Source organism: Pseudonocardia bannensis (assembly GCF_012911875.1).
Lineage (GTDB): Bacteria > Actinomycetota > Actinomycetes > Mycobacteriales > Pseudonocardiaceae > Pseudonocardia > Pseudonocardia bannensis.
Genome location: NZ_JAAXKZ010000023.1, coordinates 33392 through 54398, shown reverse-complemented (window position 1 = coordinate 54398; position 21007 = coordinate 33392). Strand labels below are relative to the sequence as shown.

Genomic DNA, 21007 nt, shown 5'->3' with positions numbered 1-21007 from the left:
GGCGGGAGGATGGCGCCATGACCGCTCGGACGATCAGGCGTGGGCTGGATCCGGATCAGGTGTCGGCGGAGTTCCGTGAGTTCTGGACCGAGCGCCACCTCGGCTTCCTCGTCACCCCGCGGCGGGACGGCACCCCGCACGTCGTGCCCGTGGGCATCACGCTCGACGTCGAGGCCGGGGTGGCGCGGGTCATCTGCAGCCGGGGCTCGCAGAAGGCGCGCAACGTCATCGCCGCCGGCCCGGACGGTGCGCGGGTCGCGGTGTCCCAGGTGGACGGACGCCGGTGGTCCACACTGGAGGGCCGGGCGGTGGTCCGGGACGATGCGGACTCGGTGGCCGGCGCCGAGCGCCGCTACGCCGCGCGCTACCGGGTGCCGCGGGAGAACCCGCAGCGGGTGGTCATCGAGATCGCCGTGGACCGTGTGCTCGGGATGAGCTGAGACGCAAAACTCACCCGGAGTGCCGTTCAACTGCCGGTTGCGGCACTCTGGAACGGTCAAGAGGTCACCGTCCCCACCGTCGCGGGGTGGCCACCGGCACGCATCCCGGAGGGAGCGGCCCGATGAGCGGTGCATTCGAGACAATGGAACCGATCCTGCACGACCCGGCCGACAACGTGGTGCGGCTGCCCGACGGCGGCCCGCGCCGCCGCGAGCCGGTCCCGGACCTGTCCATCGCGACGCTGGGGCCCGCCCGGATCACCTCGCCCATGGTCCCGCTGCTGGACTCGCGGCAGACCACCGAGCACTACGTCGACGAGCAGGACCGGGTGCTGCTCGACGACACCGTGGCCGGCATCTCCAGCCGAGGTGGCCCGCTGCACGAGCTGCCCGGGATGGAGCCCTGCGGGCCGCGTCGCAAGATCTTCTTCGACCCGTCCAAGACCCGCGCCGGGATCGTCACCTGCGGCGGGCTGTGCCCCGGTCTCAACGACGTCATCGCCGGGCTCGTGCGCACGCTGACCTACCACTACCGGGTCCGCCGGGTGGTCGGGTTCCGCAACGGCTACCAGGGCTTCATCGCCGACTACGGCTACGACGTCGTCGAGCTGACCCCGGAGCGGGTCCGGGACATCGCCGTCGACGGCGGCACGGTGCTCGGCACGTCGCGCGGTCCGCAGGACCCCGAGGAGATCGTCGACTGCCTGGAGCGAATGCACCTCAACGTGCTGTTCGTGGTCGGCGGTGACGGGTCGATGCGCGGGGCGATGCAGATCGCGCGGGTCGTCGCCGAGCGCGGCCTGCTGATCTCGGTGGTCGGCATTCCGAAGACCATCGACAACGACATCCCCTACATCGACCAGAGCTTCGGGTTCCAGACCGCGTTCGGCCTGGCCAGCGACGCGATCCGGGCCGCGCAGGTGGAGGCCAAGTCCACCGCGAACGGCATCGGGCTGGTCAAGCTGATGGGCCGGCACTCCGGTTTCATCGCCTGCTACGCCGCCCTGGCCCGCAGCGGCGCGGACGTGGTACTGATCCCCGAGGTGCCGTTCGCGCTCGAGGGGGAGGGCGGGCTGCTCGCGCACCTGCGCCGCCGGGTCGCCGAGCGCGGGCACGCCGTCGTCGTGGTGGCCGAGGGCGCCGGGCAGGAGTTGCTCGAGCGACAGGCGGGGGCCGACGCCTCCGGCAACGCGAAGCTCTCCGACATCGGCCCGTACCTGCGGCAGCGGATCGACGAGTACTTCGCCGAGGCCGGCGTCGAGACCTCCATCCGCTACATCGACCCGAGCTACGCGATCCGCAGCGTCCCGGCCAACCCCTACGACAGCGTCTACTGCGTGCGGCTCTCGCAGGCCGCGGTGCACGCCGCCATGTCCGGGCGCACCGAGATGGTCGTCGGCCGGTGGCGGCGGCGGTTCGTGCACATCCCGATGTCGCTGGCGGTCAGCCGGCGCAACCAGGTCGACCCGCATGGTGACCTCTGGATGGCGGTGCTGGAGTCGACCGGCCAACCGGTGCGCTTCGGCTGACCCCGCACGACGGCAGCCTCGTCGTCGTCCCGGGCTGCCGGGAACGACGACGAGGCTGCGCGATGCGGGTCGTGCGGGTCAGTCCCGGAACTCCGGGATGATGTGCTCGGCGAACAACTCCAGCTGGCGCTTGGCCTCGTCGATCGGCATCAGGCCCTGGTCGAAGAACCAGGAGAACCACTCGAGCTCGCCGTCCTCACCGTGGATCTTGATGAGGTCCTCGATGTCGCGCTTGATGTCGTCGACGGTGCCCACCAGGCCGTACTTGGTCTTGGTGAAGCGCTCCATCGTCCACTCCTCCGGCGGGAGGAGGCCCGGGAACTTCTCCTTGTCCTCGGGCAGGCGCAGTGCCTCCCAGAAGCCGAAGCCGGAGAAGTAGATCTGGAAGCCGTAGTAGTTGGTGCGCTCCATGAGCTCCCAGGCCTGCTCGCGGGTGTCGCCGAAGGCGACCGCGCGGAAGGCGCCGATGCTCTCACCGAGCTTGAGGTTGCGACCCACCTCCGCGGCGGACTGCTGGTAGAGCTTCGCCAGCGTCTTGAACTGCTCCGGCTCCGCCGTGAGGATGATCGGCATGACGCCGTTGTGCGCGGTGTGGATCATCGTCGACGGGGAGACCGAGAACGGCTGGAACGCCTTCGGGTAGGGCTGCTGCAGCGGCTTCGGGATGACCGAGATGCCGCGGATGTGCCCGTTCTCGTCGATCTCGTCCGGGTGCCCGTACTGCTTGGTCCACTCGGCGGCCGGCCAGCGGGTGATGCCCTCCTTCGGCGGCACCTGGTAGAACTGGCCGTCGTAGGTCAGCAGGTCCTCGGTCCATGCCTTGTAGACGATGTCGAGGTACTCCTCGTGGACCGCGCGGTTGTGCTTGTCGTCGTCACCGCCGTCCATCGGGGTGCCCTTGACCGGGACGTGCTGCCCCAGCACGTTGACCCAGCGGTCCTGGTAGCCGCGGGCGTAACCGCCGTAGACGCGGCCACCGGTGAGGTGGTCGAGCATCGCGACCTGCTCGGCGACGCGCAGCGGGTCGTTCGCCGGCAGCACCAGCGACAGCGGCGCGAACGAGATGTTCTTGGTGCGGGCGGCCAGGTCGGCGTAGAGCATCATCGGCTGCACGGACGCCTCGAAGCCCTCGGAGTGGAAGTGGTGCTCCGTGGTCGAGAAGACGTCGAAGCCGAACTCGTCGGCCATGATCGCCAGCTCGCGGACTTCGGCGATCATCGCCTGGAAGTGGTCGTTGTTCCGGCCGATGGGCCGCTTCGCGGCGCGCTCCTCCAAGGTGGCCGGAATCGTCGGCAGGGTGAACAACTGGAATTTCACCGATGAGCTCCTCAGTGTGCTTCGCGGGTCCGGGGGCGGCGGTGGAGTTGGGCCGTTCGGACCAGGCCGTGCTCGCGGTGTTATCTGATCGCGGTATCCACCGTGACGCGTGTCTCAACTTGGCGCACGGTGACGCGCGCATGCCTCGCCGTGGAACACGCGCTCCGTGCGAGGCTGACGGCCGGCCCATGGGGAGCGGGAGGTATGTCCATGTCGGACACATTCGTGCTGGTGCACGGCGCCTACCACGGCGGGTGGTGCTGGCGGCGGGTCGCATCGCGGCTGCGCGCCGCCGGGCACGAGGTGTTCACCCCGACGCTGACCGGGCTCGGTGAGCGTGCACACCTGCCCGCTGCCGAGGTCGGGCTCGGCACCGTGGTCCAGGACGTGGTGGCGGTGCTGGAGACGGAGGAGCTCACCGATGTCGTGCTGGTCGGGCACAGCTTCGGTGCGCTCGCGGTGCTCGGCGCGGCTGACCGGGTCCCGGCGCGGATCCGCCGACTCGTGCTGCTCGACGGGCTGGTGGTGGACTCCGGGCAGTGCGCCTTCGACGGCCTGCCCGCCGAGGTCCGCGCCCAGCGGGAGGCGGACGCCGCTCGCCTCGACGGCGGTGCCGCGATCCCGGCGCCGCCGGCGACGGCCTTCGGGCTCACCGATCCCGACGACCTCGCCTGGGTGAACCGGCGGCTCACCCCGCACCCGCTGCCCACCTACCGTGAGCCGCTGGCCCTGTCCGAACCGATCGGTGCCGGGCTCCCCGTGTCCTACCTCTACTGCGCGAACCCGCCGTACACCGCGCTCGCGTCCGGACACGAGATCGTCCGCCGGGAGGGGTGGGCCTGGCGGGAGCTCGACACCGGGCACGACGCCATGATCAGCGCTCCGGACCTGGTGACGGCCGAGCTGACCCGTGGGTGAGGGGGCCCGGCGGGGGCTCCGACCTGCACGACGGCCCGGCCCGGCCGGTTCGATGTCCCATTCTCGGGCACCGGCCCCACGCCGTTGACGGTGCCGGATTCCTTATCCTAGTTTCGGGATCGATGACCGACACCGCCCACGGCGTGCCCGCCGCGCTGCTCGAGTTCCAGACCACGATGCGGTTGCCCGCGGGCGGGTCCCCGGTCGAGCTGCTCAAGAGCTTCGACGACTACTCCAACTCCGACCCGCCGCCCGTCGCGGCCGTGCACCGAGGCGTGCCGCTGCGGGCCGACGACGGCTGGCGGCTCGGCGTCGACGTGACCGTCCCGCTCGGCGACGGCCCGTTCCCGGCCCTGGTCTACCTGCACGGGGGCGGCTGGGTGATGGGCTCGCCGTGGACCCACCGCCGGCTGGCCGCGGAGCTCGCCGCCCGCGGGCTGCTGGTGGTCTCGGTGGACTACCGGCGGGCCCCGAAGTACCGGTTCCCCGGGGCCGTCGGCGACGCGGCGTTCGCGCTGGACTGGGCCCGCAGCGGGGTCGCGGAGTTCGGCGGGGATCCCGGCCGGTTGCTCGTCGGTGGCGACTCGGCGGGTGCGAACCTCGCCGCCGCGCTGCTCGCAGCGGGTGTGCCGGGTGCCGGCCACGTGCGGGCCGCGCTGCTGTTCTACGGCGTGTACGACTACCACCGGGCCCTGCCCACGCTGTCCGGCCTGCTCGGTGGCGACGACGCCGCCAGCCAGCTCTACCTGCAGCCCGCGGACTTCGACGCGTTGCGCGGCGACCCGCGGCTCAGCCCCGAGGGCCACGTCGCGGGCTTCCCGCCCACGTGGCTGACCGTGGGGGAGCGGGACCCGTTGCGGCCCGAGTCGGAGGCGCTGGCCGCCCGGCTGGCCGCCGCCTCCGTGGAGCACGAGCTGCACGTCGCGCCCGGCGCCCCGCACGGCTACCTCCAGCTGCCCACCCACCCCGCGCACGACGCGGGACTGTCCGAAATGGCCGCGTTCCTGCGCCGGACCGGGCTGCTGCCCGCCGACCCGGAGGCCGCCTGATGCCCATCACCACGCCTGAGCCGCTGCCGACCGCGACCGACGAGGAGCTGCGGGCCGCACTGTCCGCGGCCAACATCCCGACCCTGTTGCTCGTCCTCGCGCATCTGACCGGGGACGACAGGTGGCTCCAGGATCCCTACCGGCCCACCCGCACCATCGCGCTCAACGACAACGACACCGGCGGGCTGCCCGAGGCGCGGCAGGCCGAGATCCGCGACGCCGCGCTCGACGTGCTGCGTGAGCTGCGGGACGGGCGGCGCACGGTGCCCGCCCCACCGTCCGACGACCGGATCGTCGCGATGCTCAGCGTCTCGCTGGGCGAGCAGGTGCCGGAGGAGTACGCCGAGGCGATGGCCGAGGACGGCGGTTTCCGGACACCCGCGTGGCTGCGTACCCCACCGCTGGGCGGCGACCGGCCACGGGTGCTCGTGATCGGGGCCGGGATCTCGGGGGTGTGCATCGGGGTCGCGCTGGCGCACCTCGGCCTGCCGTTCACGATCGTCGAGCGCAACGACGCGGTCGGCGGGACCTGGCTCGAGAACGACTACCCCGGCGCCGGCGTCGACACCCCGAGCCACCTGTACTCCTACTCCTTCGCGCCCCGTCCCGACTGGTCGCGCTACTACGCCAAGCAGCCCGAGATCCTCGGCTACGTCCAGGACGTCGCGCGGGAGGCAGGGCTGCTGCCGTCGATCCGGTTCGGGACCGACGTCGTCTCGGCGCGGTGGGACGAGGCGTCGAGTACCTGGGAGGTGCTGACTCGCCACCGCGACGGCGCCGAACAGCGCCACGTCGTCGACGTCGTCATCAGCTCGGTGGGCCAGTTCAACCGGCCGGTCGTCCCCGACCTGCCCGGCCTCTCGTCGTTCCCCGGCCCGGCCTTCCACACCGCGCGCTGGGACCACGACGTCGACCTGGCCGGCAAGCGCGTCGGCGTGATCGGAACCGGCGCGTCGTCGGTGCAGGTCGTACCGGCCATCGCCGACGTCGCGGGGCAGGTGGTGGTGTTCCAGCGCTCCCCGCAGTGGGTCGCGCCGAACGCGAACTACCTGCGCGAGATGCACGACCACACGATGCTGCTGATGGCCCAGGTCCCCGGCTACCGGACCTGGTACCGGCTGCGTCTCATGTGGATGATCCAGGACAAGCTGCATCCGACGTTGCGCAAGGACCCCGACTGGCCGCACCCGGAACGCTCGATCAACGCGCTCAACGACAAGCACCGCCGGTTCTTCACCGCCTATCTCGACGAGCAGATCGCCGGGGCCGAGGAGCTCCGCGAGGCGGTGCTGCCGGACTACCCGCCCTACGGCAAGCGGATCCTGCTGGACAACGACTGGTTCGCCACGATCCGCCGCGACGACGTCTCGCTGGTCGCCTCGGGTGTCCGCGAGATCGACGGTTCCGTGGTCGTCACCGCCGACGGCGCCCGGTACGAGGTGGACGTGCTCGTGCTGGCGACCGGCTTCTCCAGCCGCCGGATGCTCTATCCGCTGGACATCCGGGGCCGGTCCGGTGTGCCGCTGCGCGAACAGTGGGGTGACGACGACGCGTGGGCCCACCTGGGCATCTCCATCCCGGACTTCCCCAACCTGTTCCTGCTCTACGGGCCCAACACCAACCTCGGGCACGGGGGCAGCTCGTTCTTCCACGCGGAGTGCCAGACCGGCTACATCACCGGCCTGCTGCGCCGGATGGCCGAGGACGGCATCGCCGCGCTCGAGGTGCGTCCCGAGGTGTGCGACGCCTACAACGCCCGCGTCGACGCCGCGCACGAGCAGATGATCTGGACCCATCCGGGGATGACGACCTACTACCGCAACGTCGCGGGCCGCATCGTCACCACGACCCCGTGGCGGCTCATCGACTACTGGGCGATGACCCGGACGCCGGACCTGGCGGACTTCCGGGTCACCGCCCGGGCCGGTGCGCCGGTCCCGCGGGCCGGGTAGGTGCTACCGGCACACCGGAAGTGGTGTCAGCACGCCCGCGCGGGCAGCCCGGGTCTTCCTACGCTCCCTGCGACACAGACGATCGAGGGAAGCGGCGCAGCCATGTGGATCTTCGGCATTGTCCTGTTGCTCGCGGGCGCGGGGTGCCTGTACTTCGCCACCCGGGCGCAGAAGCGGGTGCACGCCATGATGGCGACCGAAACGCTGTCGGTGCCGGAACTGGAGGAGCTGCGCCGGATCTCCGACGACCTCGGCGCGAGGGGCCGGTTCCGCAAGGTCTGCGAGGTCGTCGGCGAGACGCACCCGGCGCCGCACGGGCTGCTGCGCTCCGAGCTCGCCGGCATCGAGTGCGTCTGGCACAGCCATCGGGTCCAGCGCCGCTACAAGCACTACGACCGCGACAGCGACGGCCGCACCACCGTCACGACCCGCACCGAGACCGTCGCCGAGCACACCTCGGGCCAGGGTTTCGCACTGATCCGCGACGGCCTGACCATCGGGGTCGACCCGGCCGGCCGGCGCCCCGACGGCGTCGAGCAGGTGGCCGACCGCTTCGAGCAGGGCGAGCGCCGGGCCGAGGGAGGGATCATGGGTGTGCTCGGTGCGCTCAGCGGTGGCGAGCGCGACGAGACGATCGGCTACCAGTACACCGAGTGGGTGCTGCGCCCCGGCACGCCGATGTACGTGCTCGGGGAGGTGCACGACTCCATCGGACCGCTCGTCATCGCGCCTCCGGCGGACTCGAAGCTGCCGTTCGTGCTGTCGACCAGGAGCGAGGAGCAACTCACCGAGAGCGCGCGTGGCCGGCAGCGCCTGCTGGCGTGGATCGGGGCGGGCCTCGCCGTGGCCGGTGTCGCCCTGCTGGTCGTCGCCCTCCTGTGACGGGGGTTCAGCAGGCCCTCACTCCCCGCGCCAGACCGGCGCCCGCTTCTCGGCGAACGCCCGCGGCCCCTCCTGTGCGTCGGCGGACTCGAACACCGGCCGCAGCAGCTTCTCCTGCCTGTCCCACCGCTCGTCGGCAGGCCAGTCCGCGCCGCCGGCGATGATCTGCTTGGTCGCGCGCACGGCGAGCGGGCCGTTCTCGGCGATCCTGCGGGCCAGCTCGAGCGCCCCCGCCAGTGCCTCGTCCGGCTCGGTGAGCCGGTTGACCAGGCCCCAGTGCGCGGCCTGCTCGGCGCCGAAGTGCTCACCGGTCAGGGCGTACTCCATCGCGATCGCCGGTGGGATCCGCTGCGGCAGCCGGAACAGGCCGCCTGCCCCCGCGACCAGCCCGCGCTTGGTCTCCGGCAGGCCGAACCTCGCGTTCCGGGCGGCCACGATGAGGTCGCAGGCCAGCGCGATCTCGCAGCCGCCGGCCAGGGCATATCCCTCCACCGCGGCGATGACGGGCTTGCTGGGCGGCGTGATCGTGATGCCGGCCAGGCCGCGGCCCTCGATGAGCGGCAGATCGCCGGCCAGGAAGGCCTTCAGGTCCATGCCCGCAGAGAAGGTGCCACCGGCTCCGGTGAGGATCCCGATGGTCAGCGACCGGTCCTCGTCGAGCTCGTCGAGCGCCGCCGCCATCGCGCGGGCGAGCGCACCGTTGACCGCGTTCTTCGCCTCCGGGCGGTTCATCGTGATCACCAGGATCCCGCCGTCGCGCTCGGTCCGGACCTCGTCGGCCATGCCGCCTCCCCTGTCGCCGCCACGGCCGGTGTGACCCGGCTCGCTCTCCGTCACCGGGTCGAACGTATACCCACCGATGCGACATCCGTGCCCGTGCCGGCGTGTCGTGCGGGCCGATCAGGCCCCGACACGGGGCCGGCCGGGCGGAGGAGGGGTTTCCGCCCGGCCGGAGGCCCCCGGGTCGACCGGGAGCCGATCAGTTGCCGCCGAAGGGTGACCGGCCGTCGAAGGGGTTGGTGCCCTGGCCGGTCGAGCCGCCGCTGCTGGTGGTGGCGCCGTTGTCGACGACGCTGCCGAGGGTGACGTCGAGAGTGCGCTCGGTGCCGCCGCTCTTCACGGTCAGGCTGACCTTGTCCCCGGGCGCGTAGGAGCCGATGCGCGCGACGAGGTCGGAGAAGTCGCTCACGGTCGCACTGCCGACCTTGGTGACCACGTCGCCCGTAGCGAGGCCGGCGACGGCGGCCGGGGACCCGGCCTGGACCTGCGAGACGGTCGCGCCCGACTCCGCGCCGGCCGCCCCGCCGCCCCCGCCCAGGACCCCGAGCACCGGCTTGGTCGCGCGGCCGCTGCTCATGATCTCCTGGGCCACCCGCCGGGCCTGGTCGACGGGGATCGCGAAGCCGAGGCCGATGCTGCCGGCGCCCTGGCGGGCCGTGGCGATGGCCGAGTTGATGCCGACGACCTGGCCTTCGAGGTTCACCAGCGGACCGCCGGAGTTGCCCTGGTTGATCGGGGCGTCGGTCTGCAACCCGTTGTAGACGATCCCGGAGCCGTCCTCACCCTGCACCGAGACGGTGCGGTTGAGCGCGCTGACGATGCCCGTGGTGACGGTGCCGCTGAGTCCCTGCGGTGATCCGATCGCGACCACCTGCTGGCCGACCTGCACGTCCTGGGACCGTCCCAGCGTTGCCGGGGTGAGGTTCGAGGCGTTCTGCAGCTTGATCACCGCGAGGTCGTAGCTCGGCGAGGTGCCGACGACGGTGGCGGTGTGCTGGCCGCCGTCGGCGAGGGTGACCGTGATCGGGCCCGCCGCCCCGGCGACGACGTGGTTGTTGGTCAGGACCGCACCGTCGGCGCTGAGGACGACCCCGCTGCCCTCGGCGGTGCCCTGGCCGGTCTCGACCCGGATGTCGACGGTGCTGGGTGTCGCCGTCGCGGCGGCCCCCGCGACGGTGCCGTTGGTGACGGCGGTGGTCGTCGCGCTGGCCGGGGTGGCGGTCAGGGCCGTGCCGGAGGTGCTGCCGCGGTCGAGCAGGGCGTAGGCCCCGCCGAAGCCGGCGCCGCCACCGACCAGACCCGCGATGAGCGCGGCGGCGGCGATGCCCACCATCGGCCGCGTCGTCCGCTTCGGGCGGCCGCCCGGCACCGGCGCAGCGTGCTGACCGGTCGCCCGGGGGGAGCCGTACGGGTTCGCGCCGAAGGGAGCGGACCCGTGATGGCCTGCTCCCGCGTGCGTGCCGTACGGGCCGGGCACGGAGCCGTAGGGCGTCCCGCCGTGCTGCGCCGGCGGCCAGTCGGCCTGCGGCGCGCCCGGGTGCCGGTACGCCGCGGTCGCGGCCGGATCCGGTCCGGCCCCGTCCGTGGTGGGCTGGTGAACGGTGTCCTGCCCGGAGGCGGGATACGAGTGGCCACCGGCGGGCGGCGCGGAGGGCTGCTGGGTCCCGGGGTCACCGCTCGCCCCGGTGACGCCGTTCTCGACGTCCCCGTCGGGCCGGCCCTGCCCCCGCTGCTCGTCGCTCATGGTGACAACGGTCCGCCCCGAGCCTGAGACCAACCTGTGTGAAGCCTGGGAATCCACGTGGAGTCCGAGGCCGGGACCGAGGCCGGGGTGGCATCCGACGGCGGTCAGCTCCCACGCCTGCGGGGTCCCGGCCGGGTCGCACCCCGTCGCACCGGAGATCCACGTTCCGGGGCGGGCCGTCGCTGCGCAGGTTCGGTGTCCGGCTCGCCGATCGGTTCCCCGCCGCCTCCGGTCATCGCCTCGTCGGTGTCGGCGTCGTAGTCCTCGCCGTCCTGGTCCTCCACGTCTTCCCAGGGCCGCCTGCGGACGTCGGGGTCGGCCTCCTCGCCGTCCCGCCCGTCGTCGAGCTCCTCCTCCCACTCGGTATCGACGTCCTCGCCCAGGTCCTCGCCCAGGTCCTCGTCTACGTCCTCGTCGAAGTCCGGCCCCTCGTCGTAGTCGGCGTCCCTGTCGGCGTCCCTGTCGACCCTGCCCTCCAACAGCCGTTCGGCGAGCGCCTCCTCGAGCGCGCGCTGCGCCTTCCCGGTCAGCGTCGCCCGGGCGAGCCTGCGCTGCGCCCGGACCATGCGCTCCATGACGTCGAACATCTCGTCGACGAACGCGGCCACCGCGTCCTCGTCGTTGTCCTCGTCGTTGAATTCGTCGCTGTACTCCTCGTCGACATCGTCGGGTGGGCCGTTGGTGCGGGAGTTCGGCGACGACATGGACGATCCCTCCGTTCCGGTCAACGTCGCATCGCCTTCCCATTCCTCCCGAGCTGGTAACGAGCTCGGGCGAGATCTCCCGTAGAAGCCGCCATCAGGCCCATCTCGGGGACGCCGTCGTGGGAAGGAGGTGCTCGGTGGATTACCCCGAGAGGCTCCGTCTCACGGGGATACCACCGGCGAGGCGTAGCGGGGAAGGGCCGCGGGTCACCAGCGGTGCCGCAGCCGGGCCCGCCACGGCCGGCCGTCCGGGTCGTAGATCAGCCGGTACACCGGGACCGCCCAGAGCCGGGTCAGCCGTGACAGCCGTTCCGGTTGGTGCGTGCTCAACCGGCCGGGCGGCCGGGGACCGCGGCGTCCCGTCGCGTACCAGTCGTCCAGTGCCGCCGCCGCCGCGGTGACGGCCCGGACCGCGGAGTCCGGGTCCAGCAGGTCATCGTCGTCGTCGGGCCTGCGGTCGAGATGCTCGCGCATCAGCGCCAGCCGCAGGTCCCGGGCGAAGGTGCGGGCGCCGTCACCGAGTCCGGCCGGGTCGGTAGGTTCCCGCTCGTCGCGCTCGGTGTCGAGGACCGCGCAGGTCAGCTCGCTGTCGTGGCTCCAGGAGCGGCGGTTGAGGTTGGCGCTGCCCACGCTCGCCCACACGTCGTCGAGGACGGCGACCTTGGCGTGGACGTAGACCGCTTCCCCCTCGTGGTTCTCCAGGTCGAACACATGCACCCGGTCGGGTGCGGCCTTGCGGCACAACTCGATCGCCTGCACCCGGCCGACCAGGTTCGGCGGTAGCGCGAGGGCGCCGTCCACGTCCGGGTGCCGCGGCACGACGACGATCATGTGCAGCTGCGGGTTGCGGCGCAGCGCCTCGGCGAGCAGCCGGGCGATGTGCGGGGACCACATGTATTGGTCCTCGAGGTAGATGAGCCGGCGGGCCCGCCGCAGGGCCTTGGCGAATCCGCGGGCCACCGATCGTTCACCCTGCGGCGCGAAGCTGTACGGCAGCCGGATGGCGGGATAGGTACGCAGCACCTGCACCGTGTGCGGGCCGGCCTCCGACGGGTCGGGGGGCTGCGCCGGGAGCGGGTCCGGCGTGAGATCGGCCCCGCGCAGCGCGTCCCGCAGCCGCGCGATCGGATTGTGCACGTCCAGTGACGTGGGGTCGTTCCACCGCTCCCGGAACACGGTGTCCAGCGCGCCGACGACCGGTCCACGCAGTTCGAGCTGGGCGTCGTGCCAGGACGGGTTCGGGCTGTAGCAGCGCGACATCGGCAGCGCCTGCGGATCGCCGGTGTGCTCGGCGTCGTCGCGGCGGCTGCGGCACAGGTCGATGCCGCCGGCGAAGGCGACGTCGCGTTCGGGATGCTCCGGGTGGCGCAGCACCACCAGCTTCTGGTGGTGCGAGCCGGCGCGGCGCACCCGCTGGTCGAGCAGGACCTCACCGCCCGCGTCGGAGGCCTCGGCGCCGAGCCTGTGGTTCTCCTCCTCGCTGTAGGACGCCTTGTCCGTGTGCGACCGCCACATCAACCCCTTGACGATCACACCCCGGCGCGCGGCGTCGCCGAACAGCGCGGCGATGGCCGGGCCCTCCGGGCGCATGCACTCGTCGGCGTCGCCGCGCCAGTCGGTGAAGAGCAGGTGGTCGCCCGGTTCGAGCGCCTCGACCTCGTCGACCAGCCGGTCGAAGTAGGTGGCCCGTCGATCAGGGGCCGCACCTGGTTGCCCGGGCACCAGGCGGGCAGCCGCCAGGACGGGTTGCCCCGCTCCTCCTGGCCGAGGAACCACTGCTGCTCCGTCCGCATCGCCGCTCCTCACTCGCCGGACCGCGAGTGTGGCCGACAGCGGGTGCCGAGCGCAGCCCCCGGCCGACGAACATCGGATGCGTGCGGTGGGCCGGTCCCGGGCACCCGTGACAGGGCGGCCGGGGCTGCAGCCCGACCACACGGCCGGTCCTCGGTGCCGTGACAGGGGGAGCGTGGAATGGCGGCCGAGCACGCAGAACGACTGCCGGGGCAGAAGGCCGAGACCCCGCTGGAGATCCCGCCCCGCGGCTGGTGGCAGGTCCTCAAGCGGGCGTTCCAGGACAGCAGCGCCGACAACGTCGCGGTGCTCGCGGGTGGAGTGGCGTTCTTCGCCTTCCTGGCGGTGTTCCCGTCGATCATCGCGGCGTTGACGGTCTACGGCCTCGTCGCGGATCCCGCCCAGGTCGCCCAGCAGGTACAGAGCCTGTCCGGAGTGCTGCCGGAGGATGCGCGGCGCCTACTCACCGATCAGCTCGCGGCGGTGACCGGCAGCAGTAGCCGATCGCTCAGCCTCGGCTTGATCGTGTCGGTGCTCGCCGCGCTGTGGAGCGCCTCCACCGCCATGGTGTACCTCGTGACGGCGATCAGCCTCGTCTACGACGAGCAGGAGAAACGCGGATTCCTGAAGCTGCGGCTGATCGGGGTCGGACTCGCCCTGGGCGGCGCGGTCTTCGTGCTGGTCACGCTGGTGCTGATCGGGGTGGTCCCCGCCGCGTTGGAGGATCTCGGCCTGGGCCCGGTCGGAACGGTACTGGCCCAGGTGGCGCGCTGGGTGCTGCTCATCGGCCTGCTGCTCCTCGGCCTGGCCCTGATCTACCGCATCGCTCCGGACCGCGACCCGCCCCGGTTCCGCTGGGTCACCCCCGGGGCCGTCGTCGCCACCGCGCTGTGGGTCCTGGGCACCGCAGGCTTCAGCCTCTACGTCAACTCCTTCGGCAACTACAACAAGACCTACGGGGCGCTCGCCGGCGTCGTCGTGTTCATGTTGTGGGTGTACCTGACCAGCTACATCGTGCTGCTCGGCGCGGAGGTCAACGCCGAGGCCGAACGCCAGACGGTGCAGGACACGACCCGCGGCGAGCCGGAGCCGATGGGGACCCGCGGTGCCGTGGCCGCCGACACGCTGGCCGAGCCGCCGGACTGACCGGCTCGGCCGCGTGGCGCAGCGCCACGCCGGGAGGGATCAGGACAGGAGTTCGATGATGGTGGCGTTGGCGGTGCCGCCGCCCTCGCACATGGTCTGCAGGCCGTAGCGGATGTCGTTGTCGCGCATGTGGTTGACCAGCCGGGTCAGCAGCACCGTGCCCGACGCGCCGAGCGGGTGCCCGACGGCGATCGCGCCGCCGAGCGGGTTCAGCCGGTCCAGGTCGGCGCCGAGCTCGACCTGCCAGGCCATCGGGACCGGGGCGAACGCCTCGTTCACCTCGTACGCCCCGATGTCGGAGATCGACAGGCCGGACCGCTCGAGCACCTTCTGCGTCGCCGGGATCGGTCCGGTCAGCATCATCAGCGGGTCCGCGCCGCTCACCGCGCCGGAGTGGTAGCGCGCGATCGGGGTGAGCCCGAGCTCCCGGGCCCGCTCCGGGGTCGTGATCAGCACGGCCGAGGCGCCGTCGGAGATCTGCGAGGCGTTCCCGGCGTGGATCACGCCGTCGGCGCTGAACGACGGCTTCAGCTTGGCCAGCGTCTCGGGCGTGGTGCCGCGGCGCAGCCCCTCGTCGGCGGTGAAGCCGGGCGCTTCGGGGATCGACACCAGCTGGCTGTCGAACGCGCCGGCGTCGACCGCGGCGGCCGCCAGCTCGTGGGATCGGGCGGCGTACTCGTCGAGGGCGTGGCGGGAGAACCCCCACTTGGCTGCGATCCGCTCGGCCCCGATCCCCTGGTTGAAGTCCTCACCGGGGAACTCCCCGCTGGTCAGGTCGGCCGCGTAGCGCTCGCGGACGAGCGGGCCGAAGGGCCGGCCGAGATCGCGGCCGGAACCCAGCGGAACCCGGGTCATCGACTCGACGCCGCCCGCCACCACCAGGTCGTACTGCCCGGCCAGCACCATGCCGGCCGCGAAGCCGAACGACGACTGGCTCGATCCGCAGGCCCGGTTGACCGTGACCCCGGGGACCGTCTCCGGCCAGCCCGCCGCCAGTACCGCGTACCTGCCGATCTGCGCGGCCTGGTCGCCGACCTGGTTCACACAGCCCCAGATCACGTCGTCGATCGACGACGGGTCGATGCCGGTGCGGTTGACGAGAGCGCGCAGGACGTGCGCGGACAGGTCCACCGGGTGCACCCCCGCCAGCGAACCGTTCCGCTTGCCGATCGGGCTCCGGACCGCGTCGACGATGACCGCTTCGGGCATGGTTCCTCCTGGATCTGGGTCCTCACGATCATCTAACGCAATGAGCTGATTCCCTCACAAGCAGGAGAGCAGCGCTCGCTCCGCCCGGTCGGTGGCCCGCGGGGCTACTGTCGCGTCATGGTCGACCTCCAGGACGTGTGGGCGCTGGCGGCGAAGGAGAAGTACCTGGCCGTGGTCTCCACGGTGCGGGCCGACGGTTCGGTGCAGGCGTCACTGGTCAACTCCGGACCCGTGCCGCACCCGGTGACCGGCGCGGACACGGTCGGCTTCGTGACCTACGGCAAGGTCAAGCTGGCGAACCTGCGCGAGCGACCGCGGATCGCGCTGACCTTCCGGTCGGGCTGGAACTGGTTCACCGTGGAGGGCACCGCCGAGATCATCGGTCCGGACGACCCGGCCGACGGGATCGACGACGAGCGGCTGCGGTTGCTGCTGCGCGAGATCTTCGTCGGTGCCGGTGGGCAGCACGACGACTGGGACACCTACGACGCCACGATGCGCCAGCAGCGCCGCGCGGCCGTCCTCGTCACCCCGGAGCGGGTCTACTCCAACTAGCGGACCGCGGCGGCGGTGCTGGCGATGTGCGCCCGGGCCGCCTCGGCCGCGCCGTCGGGGTCGCGGCGGGCGATGGCCTCGACGATCGCCCGGTGCTCGGCGATGACGGCCTCCTGCCGCTGCGGCAGGGCCAGGGCCTGGAATCCCATCAGCCACATGGCGCCGCGCAGGCTCACCATCGTGGCGTGGGTCCGCTCCAGCCCGAGCAGCTCGGACTGCAGCAGGTGGAACTGCTCGTCGAGGGCCAGGAACGCGGACTCGTCGGACGACGAGCCGAGGTCCGCCTGGCCGTCGATGAGCTCGCGCAGGCGGCGGATGTCGTCGTCGGACGCGCGCAGTGCGAGCTTGCCGGCGGCGTAGGACTCGAGCAGCGACCGTAGGTCGAAGACCTCCTGGCGCTCGATGTCGGAGAGCTGGCGCAGCCGGAAGCCCCGCTGGGACTCGATCTCGACGAGGCCCTCCCGGTTGAGGGAGATCAACGCCTCGCGCACCGGGGTCCGCGACATCCCGAGGGTCTCGGCGAGCTCGTTCTCGGAGTAGCGAACCTCCTGGCGGATCGCGCCGTCGCGGATCGCCTGCTGGATCTGCAGGTAGGCGCGTCGGGCCAGGGTCGGGGGCCGCTCGACGGCGGCGACTCCGGGCAGCTTCGGCACGCTGCCACCTTACACACCAGTTACAGCCTGCTACTTGTATACTACGTACTAGAGTACTAGCGTCGCCTCCCGTTGGATCTCGGCTGGATCACGACAAGGAGCTGCTGATGCCTCTCTCCGCTGACGACAAGATCGCCATCCAGGAGCTGTCGAACACCCACGTCAAGTACCTCGACGCGCACGACGTCGAGGCCTGGGCGAACTGCTGGCTGCCCGACGGCACGTTCTACGCGACCTACGGGACGTTCACCGGGCACGAGGCCATCAAGGAGTTCATCCGCGGCCACATCGCGGCCGGCAAGGAGGACGGCGCCCGCCACGTCATGACGAACTACGTCATCGACGGCGACGGCGACCGTGCCACGGTGTACTGCCTGGTCGTCAAGATCCAGGTCGAGAAGGCGCCGCACATCATCGCGTCCGGCGTCTACAACGACGTGGTGGTCCGCACCGCCGACGGCTGGAAGTTCGAGTCGCGCCGGCTCGACGTGGACAACGGCGTCTTCGCCGCCGCGGCGGCCGCCGCAGCGGCCCAGGGCTGAGGCGGGCACCGTGAGTGTGCTCGCAGCCGAGCGGTGGGGGGACGCGGGACCACCCGTCGTCCTCGTCCACGGCAGCCTGAGCTCGGCCGCCGCCGCGTTCGGCGAGCAGAAGGTGCTGGCCGACCGGTACCGGCTGATCGCGCCCTACCGGCGCGGTTACAGCCCGAGTCCGGCGACCGGCCGGATCGATCCCGACCGGGACGCGCGCGACATCGTCGAACTGCTCGGTGACGGTGCGCATCTCGTCGGCACCTCGATGGGCGGGGTGGTGGCCATGCGCGCCGCGGCCCTCGCCCCGGACAAGGTCTGGTCGCTCACGGTCATCGAGCCTCCGGCGATGCCGAACGCCGCGGGCCGGCCGGAGGCGGACAAGCTGATCGAGGGCCTGCGGGAGCACTGGGCGCAGGCCGACCCGGCCGACCTGGAGGCGTTCGCCGCCGGGTTCCTGCGGACGCTGAACGTGTCGATGGAGCTGCCCTCGCCGCTGCCGCCGCCGCTCGCGGAGGCGGTCCGCAACCTCACGACGGAGCGGCCGTGGGAAACCGGGGTCCCGCTGGCGCAACTGGCGGCGACGACCTTCCCGAAGCTCGTCGTCACCGGCGGCGGCACCCCGGGCTTCGAGGACGTCGCCGACGTACTGGCCGAGGAGTTGCCGGGTAAGCGGGTGCTGTTCGAGGGTAGCCCGCACGCGGTGCAGCGGATCGGCGAGCGGTTCAACGACGAGCTGCTGGCCCACCTCACGGCGGCCGGCGAACCCGGCCGGTGAGAACGACAGCAGTGAGAACGACAGCAGTGAGAACGACAGCAGTGAGAACGACAGCAGTGAGAACGGCACTCGTGCAGGTGGCCAGCCCGGCCGGGGAGCCGGTCGACGAGCGCCGCCGCCGCGTCGGTGACATGGTCGCCGCCGCGGCCGGCGCCGACCTCGTGGTGCTGCCGGAGCTGTGGCTCCCCGGGTACTTCGCCTTCGGGTCCTACGCCGATCTCGCGGAACCACTGGACGGGGACACCGTCACGGCGGCCCGTGAGTGGGCCCGCGCGCTGGGCTGCCACCTGCACATGGGCAGCGTCCTCGAGCGTGACCCCCAGGGGCGGCTGTACAACACGGCCGTCCTCATCGGGCCCGACGGGGACGTCGTCCACACCTATCGGAAGATCCACGTCTTCGGCTACCGCTCGCGGGAGGCCGAGCTGCTCACCGCCGGGTCGGAGGTCGGCACAGTCGCGACCGGGCTCGGCCGGCTGGGCACGACCACCTGCTACGACCTGCGCTTCCCGGAGCTGTTCCGCGCCCTGGTGGACGCCGGTGCCGAGTCGGTCGTGGTGTGCTCGGCCTGGCCCGCGGCGCGGCTGGCGCACTGGCGGCTGTTCACCTCCTGCCGCGCGGTCGAGGAGCAGGTCGTGCTCATCGCCTGCAACGCGGTCGGGGAGCAGGCGGACGGGGTCCGCCTCGCCGGCCACAGCCGGATCGTCGACCCGTGGGGGGAGATCCTCGCCGAGGCGGGCGACGACGAGGGCGTGACCTTCTGCGACATCGACACCGGCGTGATCGAGGCGGCGCGCACCGAGTTCCCGGTGCTCGCCGACCGCCGCCTCGTCCCGGCAACGACAGCAACACGAGAGGCCTGACCCATGACCGAGACGCCGCAGACACCGCTGCGCCTCACCGTGAGCGCGACGGGGGAGACGCTCGCCGTCCGGCCGGCGCGGCTCATCGTCGCCGGCTACACCGGCCGCGACGCCGACGCCGTGGCCGCGCACATCGCCGAGCTCGCCGAGATCGGTGTGCCGCCGCCCGCGACCGTGCCGGCCTTCTACGACCTCGACCCCGCACTGGTCACGACGGAGGCGGTGATCAGCGTGGCCGGCCCGGCGAGCTCGGGGGAGATCGAGCCGGTCGTCATCCGGCACCAGGGCCGGCACTACCTCGGCGTCGGCTCCGACCACACCGACCGCGAGCTCGAGAAGAGCGACATCGTGGGTTCCAAGGCGGCCTGCCCGAAGCCGCTCGGCGGAGTGGTCCTGGAGTTGCCGACCGACCTGTCGTCGTTCGACTGGGACGCCGTCGAGGCCACCAGCGAGGTCGACGGAGAGCCGTACCAGCGCGGCGTCCTCGCGGCCCTGCGGACCCCGGCCGACGTGCTGGCCCGGTTGGCGGCCGCCCTGCCGGACACCGACGGCGACCTGGTGCTGTTCGGCGGCACGCTGCCACTGTTGACCGGCCGGTTCGTCTTCGGCCGCGACTGGGCGCTGCGCCTGCGCCTGGCCGACGGCACAGTTCTGGAACACACCTACTCGACGAAGCACAGGAGCGGCTGATGCGTACCGGACGGGACTACCTCGCCGCCATCAACGACGACCGCACGATCTACGTCGACGGCCAGCGGGTCAGCGCCGTTGCCGACCACCCCGCCTTCTCGCCCATTGCCCGGACGATCGGCGAGCTGTTCGACATCGCCGCCGACCCGGCGTCGAAGATGACCTTCACCGCGCCGGAGACCGGCGCCGAGGCCAACCGGGTGTACGGCATCCCGCGCAGCCGCGAGGATCTCACGGCCTTCCGGCACGCCGCCGAGACCTGGGCCCGGCACACCCACGGGTGGGTCGGGCGCAGCCCGGATCACGTCGCCTCGTTCATCAACGGCTTCGCCGCGCACCCGGAGGCGTTCTCCGCGGGTGAGCGCGACTTCTCCGAGAACGTGCTCGCCTACCACCGGCGGATGCAGACCGAGAGTCCTTACGTCTCCTACGCGATCATCCCCCCGCAGGTGTCGCGGGCCACCACGGCGCACGCCTGGGAGGGCGACTTCGTCCAGGTCGGCGTCGTCTCCGAGCGCAGCGACGGGATCGTGGTGCGCGGCGCGCAGATGCTGGCCACCGGCGGCCCGGTCGCCGACGAGATCCTGGTGTCGTGCATCAAGCCGCTGACCGATGACGATGCCGACTTCGCGTTGAGCTTCGTGGTGCCGGTGGCGGCCGAGGGGCTCAAGCTCTACTGCCGGCGGCCGTTCGCGCCCGCCGCGACGAGCTCCTACGACTACCCGCTCACCACCCGCTACGACGAGACCGACGCGCTGCTGGTCTTCGACGACGTGTTCATCCCGTGGGAGAAGGTCTTCGTCTACCGCGACGTCGCGGGGCTGCGCCGGCAGTTCTTCGAGACCGGTGCGCACGTGCTGGGCAACTGGCAGTCCCAGATCCGGTTCTCGGTGAAGCTGCAGTTCCTCGCCGGGCTCGCCCGGAAGGTGGCGGCGGTCAACGGCGTCGACAAGTTCCCCGGCGTGGTGGAGAAGCTCGGCGAGCTGGCCAGCCTCACCTCCCTGGTGGAGTCGGCGGTGCTGGCCGCGGAGTACACCGCGGCCCCGGACGAGTCCGGGCTGTGGCGCCCCGGCAAGCGGGCCGTCTACGGCGCGATGGGGCTGCAGGCCGAGCTGTACCCGCGGGCGCTCGCGATCCTGCGCGACCTGGTCGGCGGGGGCGTGCTCCAGGTGCCCTCCGGAATCGAGGACATGCGCAACCCCGAGACCCGGTCGGACATCGACCGCTACATCTACTCCCCGGGCGCACCGGCGGAGGAGCGGATCAAGCTGTTCAAGCTCGTCTGGGACGCGGTGGGCAGCGAGTTCGGCGGCCGGCACCACCAGTACGAGATGTTCTACGCGGGGGCTCCCTTCGTCGTGAAGGGCTACGCGTTCCGCAACTACGGCTTCGACGGCCCGCTCGCCGAGGTCGACGAGTTCCTGGCGAGCTACGGCGTCGACTAGTCGCCGAGCAGCCGCCCACCGACGATCAGCCC

General features: G+C 72.0%; 20 protein-coding genes. 13 read left to right on the top strand and 7 right to left on the bottom strand.

All coding sequences use genetic code 11. From position 1 onward, the window contains the following. Positions 1–17: 17 nt before the first annotated feature. A complete protein-coding gene (locus HF519_RS09180) occupies positions 18–440 on the top strand; it encodes a pyridoxamine 5'-phosphate oxidase family protein (RefSeq protein ID WP_169412148.1) in 423 nt (140 codons plus the stop codon). A gap of 122 nt (positions 441–562) precedes the next feature. Further along, complete coding sequence (locus HF519_RS09175; protein WP_246242895.1) at positions 563–1969, top strand: ATP-dependent 6-phosphofructokinase; 1407 nt, start codon at positions 563–565, stop codon at positions 1967–1969. Positions 1970–2047: 78 nt separating this feature from the next. Here the strand turns inward: HF519_RS09175 and HF519_RS09170 are convergent, their stop codons facing one another. Next, the gene (locus HF519_RS09170; protein ID WP_169412146.1) at positions 2048–3286 is read right to left on the bottom strand and encodes an LLM class flavin-dependent oxidoreductase; all 1239 of its coding nucleotides are present in this window, start codon (positions 3284–3286) and stop codon (positions 2048–2050) included. 210 nt (positions 3287–3496) lie between these two features. Here HF519_RS09170 and HF519_RS09165 point away from each other — a divergent pair, with 210 nt between their 5' ends. The 4 genes from HF519_RS09165 (at position 3497) to HF519_RS09150 (ending at position 8087) form a co-directional block, all read left to right on the top strand. Beyond that, positions 3497–4204, top strand: a complete 708-nt coding sequence (locus HF519_RS09165) for an alpha/beta fold hydrolase (protein ID WP_169412144.1) — start codon at positions 3497–3499, stop codon at positions 4202–4204. Between the two features lie 122 nt (positions 4205–4326). Further along, complete coding sequence (locus tag HF519_RS09160; protein ID WP_169412142.1) at positions 4327–5253, top strand: alpha/beta hydrolase; 927 nt, start codon at positions 4327–4329, stop codon at positions 5251–5253. Continuing rightward, positions 5253–7205, top strand: a complete 1953-nt coding sequence (locus tag HF519_RS09155; RefSeq protein ID WP_169412140.1) for a flavin-containing monooxygenase — start codon at positions 5253–5255, stop codon at positions 7203–7205. Before HF519_RS09160 ends, HF519_RS09155 begins: the two co-directional genes overlap by 1 nt. A 102-nt stretch (positions 7206–7307) precedes the next feature. After that, positions 7308–8087, top strand: coding sequence for an E3 ubiquitin ligase family protein (locus tag HF519_RS09150; RefSeq protein ID WP_169412138.1), 780 nt, complete (start codon positions 7308–7310; stop codon positions 8085–8087). Positions 8088–8105: 18 nt separating this feature from the next. On the opposite strand, the gene HF519_RS09145 is transcribed toward HF519_RS09150, so the two are convergent. The 4 genes from HF519_RS09145 to HF519_RS31130 form a co-directional block, all read right to left on the bottom strand. Then, positions 8106–8870 (bottom strand): crotonase/enoyl-CoA hydratase family protein, encoded by a 765-nt coding sequence (locus HF519_RS09145; RefSeq protein ID WP_169412136.1) that lies wholly within the window; start codon positions 8868–8870, stop codon positions 8106–8108. Between the two features lie 196 nt (positions 8871–9066). Then, positions 9067–10611: a S1C family serine protease gene (locus tag HF519_RS09140; protein ID WP_246242893.1), complete on the bottom strand. Its 1545-nt coding sequence runs from the start codon at positions 10609–10611 to the stop codon at positions 9067–9069. A 104-nt stretch (positions 10612–10715) separates the two neighbouring features. Further along, on the bottom strand, positions 10716–11315 hold the full coding sequence (locus HF519_RS09135; RefSeq protein ID WP_169412133.1) for a hypothetical protein: 600 nt from the start codon (positions 11313–11315) through the stop codon (positions 10716–10718). Positions 11316–11522: 207 nt separating this feature from the next. Continuing rightward, positions 11523–13037 (bottom strand): phospholipase D family protein, encoded by a 1515-nt coding sequence (locus tag HF519_RS31130; RefSeq protein ID WP_211169760.1) that lies wholly within the window; start codon positions 13035–13037, stop codon positions 11523–11525. A 249-nt stretch (positions 13038–13286) separates the two neighbouring features. On the opposite strand from HF519_RS31130, the gene HF519_RS09125 reads away from it, so the two are divergent. Beyond that, positions 13287–14252, top strand: a complete 966-nt coding sequence (locus HF519_RS09125) for a YihY/virulence factor BrkB family protein (RefSeq protein WP_169412131.1) — start codon at positions 13287–13289, stop codon at positions 14250–14252. Between the two features lie 39 nt (positions 14253–14291). Here the strand turns inward: HF519_RS09125 and HF519_RS09120 are convergent, their stop codons facing one another. Beyond that, positions 14292–15461, bottom strand: coding sequence for a thiolase family protein (locus tag HF519_RS09120; RefSeq protein ID WP_169412129.1), 1170 nt, complete (start codon positions 15459–15461; stop codon positions 14292–14294). A 117-nt stretch (positions 15462–15578) separates the two neighbouring features. On the opposite strand from HF519_RS09120, the gene HF519_RS09115 reads away from it, so the two are divergent. Next, positions 15579–16016, top strand: coding sequence for a TIGR03618 family F420-dependent PPOX class oxidoreductase (locus HF519_RS09115; protein WP_169412126.1), 438 nt, complete (start codon positions 15579–15581; stop codon positions 16014–16016). Here the strand turns inward: HF519_RS09115 and HF519_RS09110 are convergent. Next, positions 16013–16669 (bottom strand): GntR family transcriptional regulator, encoded by a 657-nt coding sequence (locus HF519_RS09110; RefSeq protein WP_169412124.1) that lies wholly within the window; start codon positions 16667–16669, stop codon positions 16013–16015. The two genes, HF519_RS09115 and HF519_RS09110, sit on opposite strands and share 4 nt — an antisense overlap. Positions 16670–16776: 107 nt before the next feature. Between HF519_RS09110 and HF519_RS09105 the strand changes: the two genes are divergently transcribed. The 5 genes from HF519_RS09105 to HF519_RS09085 are packed head-to-tail and all read left to right on the top strand — an operon-like array spanning position 16777 to position 20975. Next, positions 16777–17211 (top strand): nuclear transport factor 2 family protein, encoded by a 435-nt coding sequence (locus tag HF519_RS09105; RefSeq protein WP_169412121.1) that lies wholly within the window; start codon positions 16777–16779, stop codon positions 17209–17211. A 10-nt stretch (positions 17212–17221) separates the two neighbouring features. Further along, on the top strand, positions 17222–17977 hold the full coding sequence (locus HF519_RS09100; protein WP_169412119.1) for an alpha/beta fold hydrolase: 756 nt from the start codon (positions 17222–17224) through the stop codon (positions 17975–17977). A gap of 56 nt (positions 17978–18033) precedes the next feature. Beyond that, positions 18034–18840: a carbon-nitrogen family hydrolase gene (locus tag HF519_RS09095; protein ID WP_169412117.1), complete on the top strand. Its 807-nt coding sequence runs from the start codon at positions 18034–18036 to the stop codon at positions 18838–18840. Between the two features lie 3 nt (positions 18841–18843). After that, entirely contained in the window at positions 18844–19530 is a 687-nt protein-coding gene (locus tag HF519_RS09090) for a DUF2848 family protein (RefSeq protein WP_169412115.1), read from the top strand. Continuing rightward, a complete protein-coding gene (locus tag HF519_RS09085) occupies positions 19530–20975 on the top strand; it encodes a 4-hydroxyphenylacetate 3-hydroxylase family protein (RefSeq protein ID WP_169412113.1) in 1446 nt (481 codons plus the stop codon). The genes HF519_RS09090 and HF519_RS09085 overlap by 1 nt, the downstream gene beginning before the upstream one ends. Positions 20976–21007: the final 32 nt, after the last annotated feature.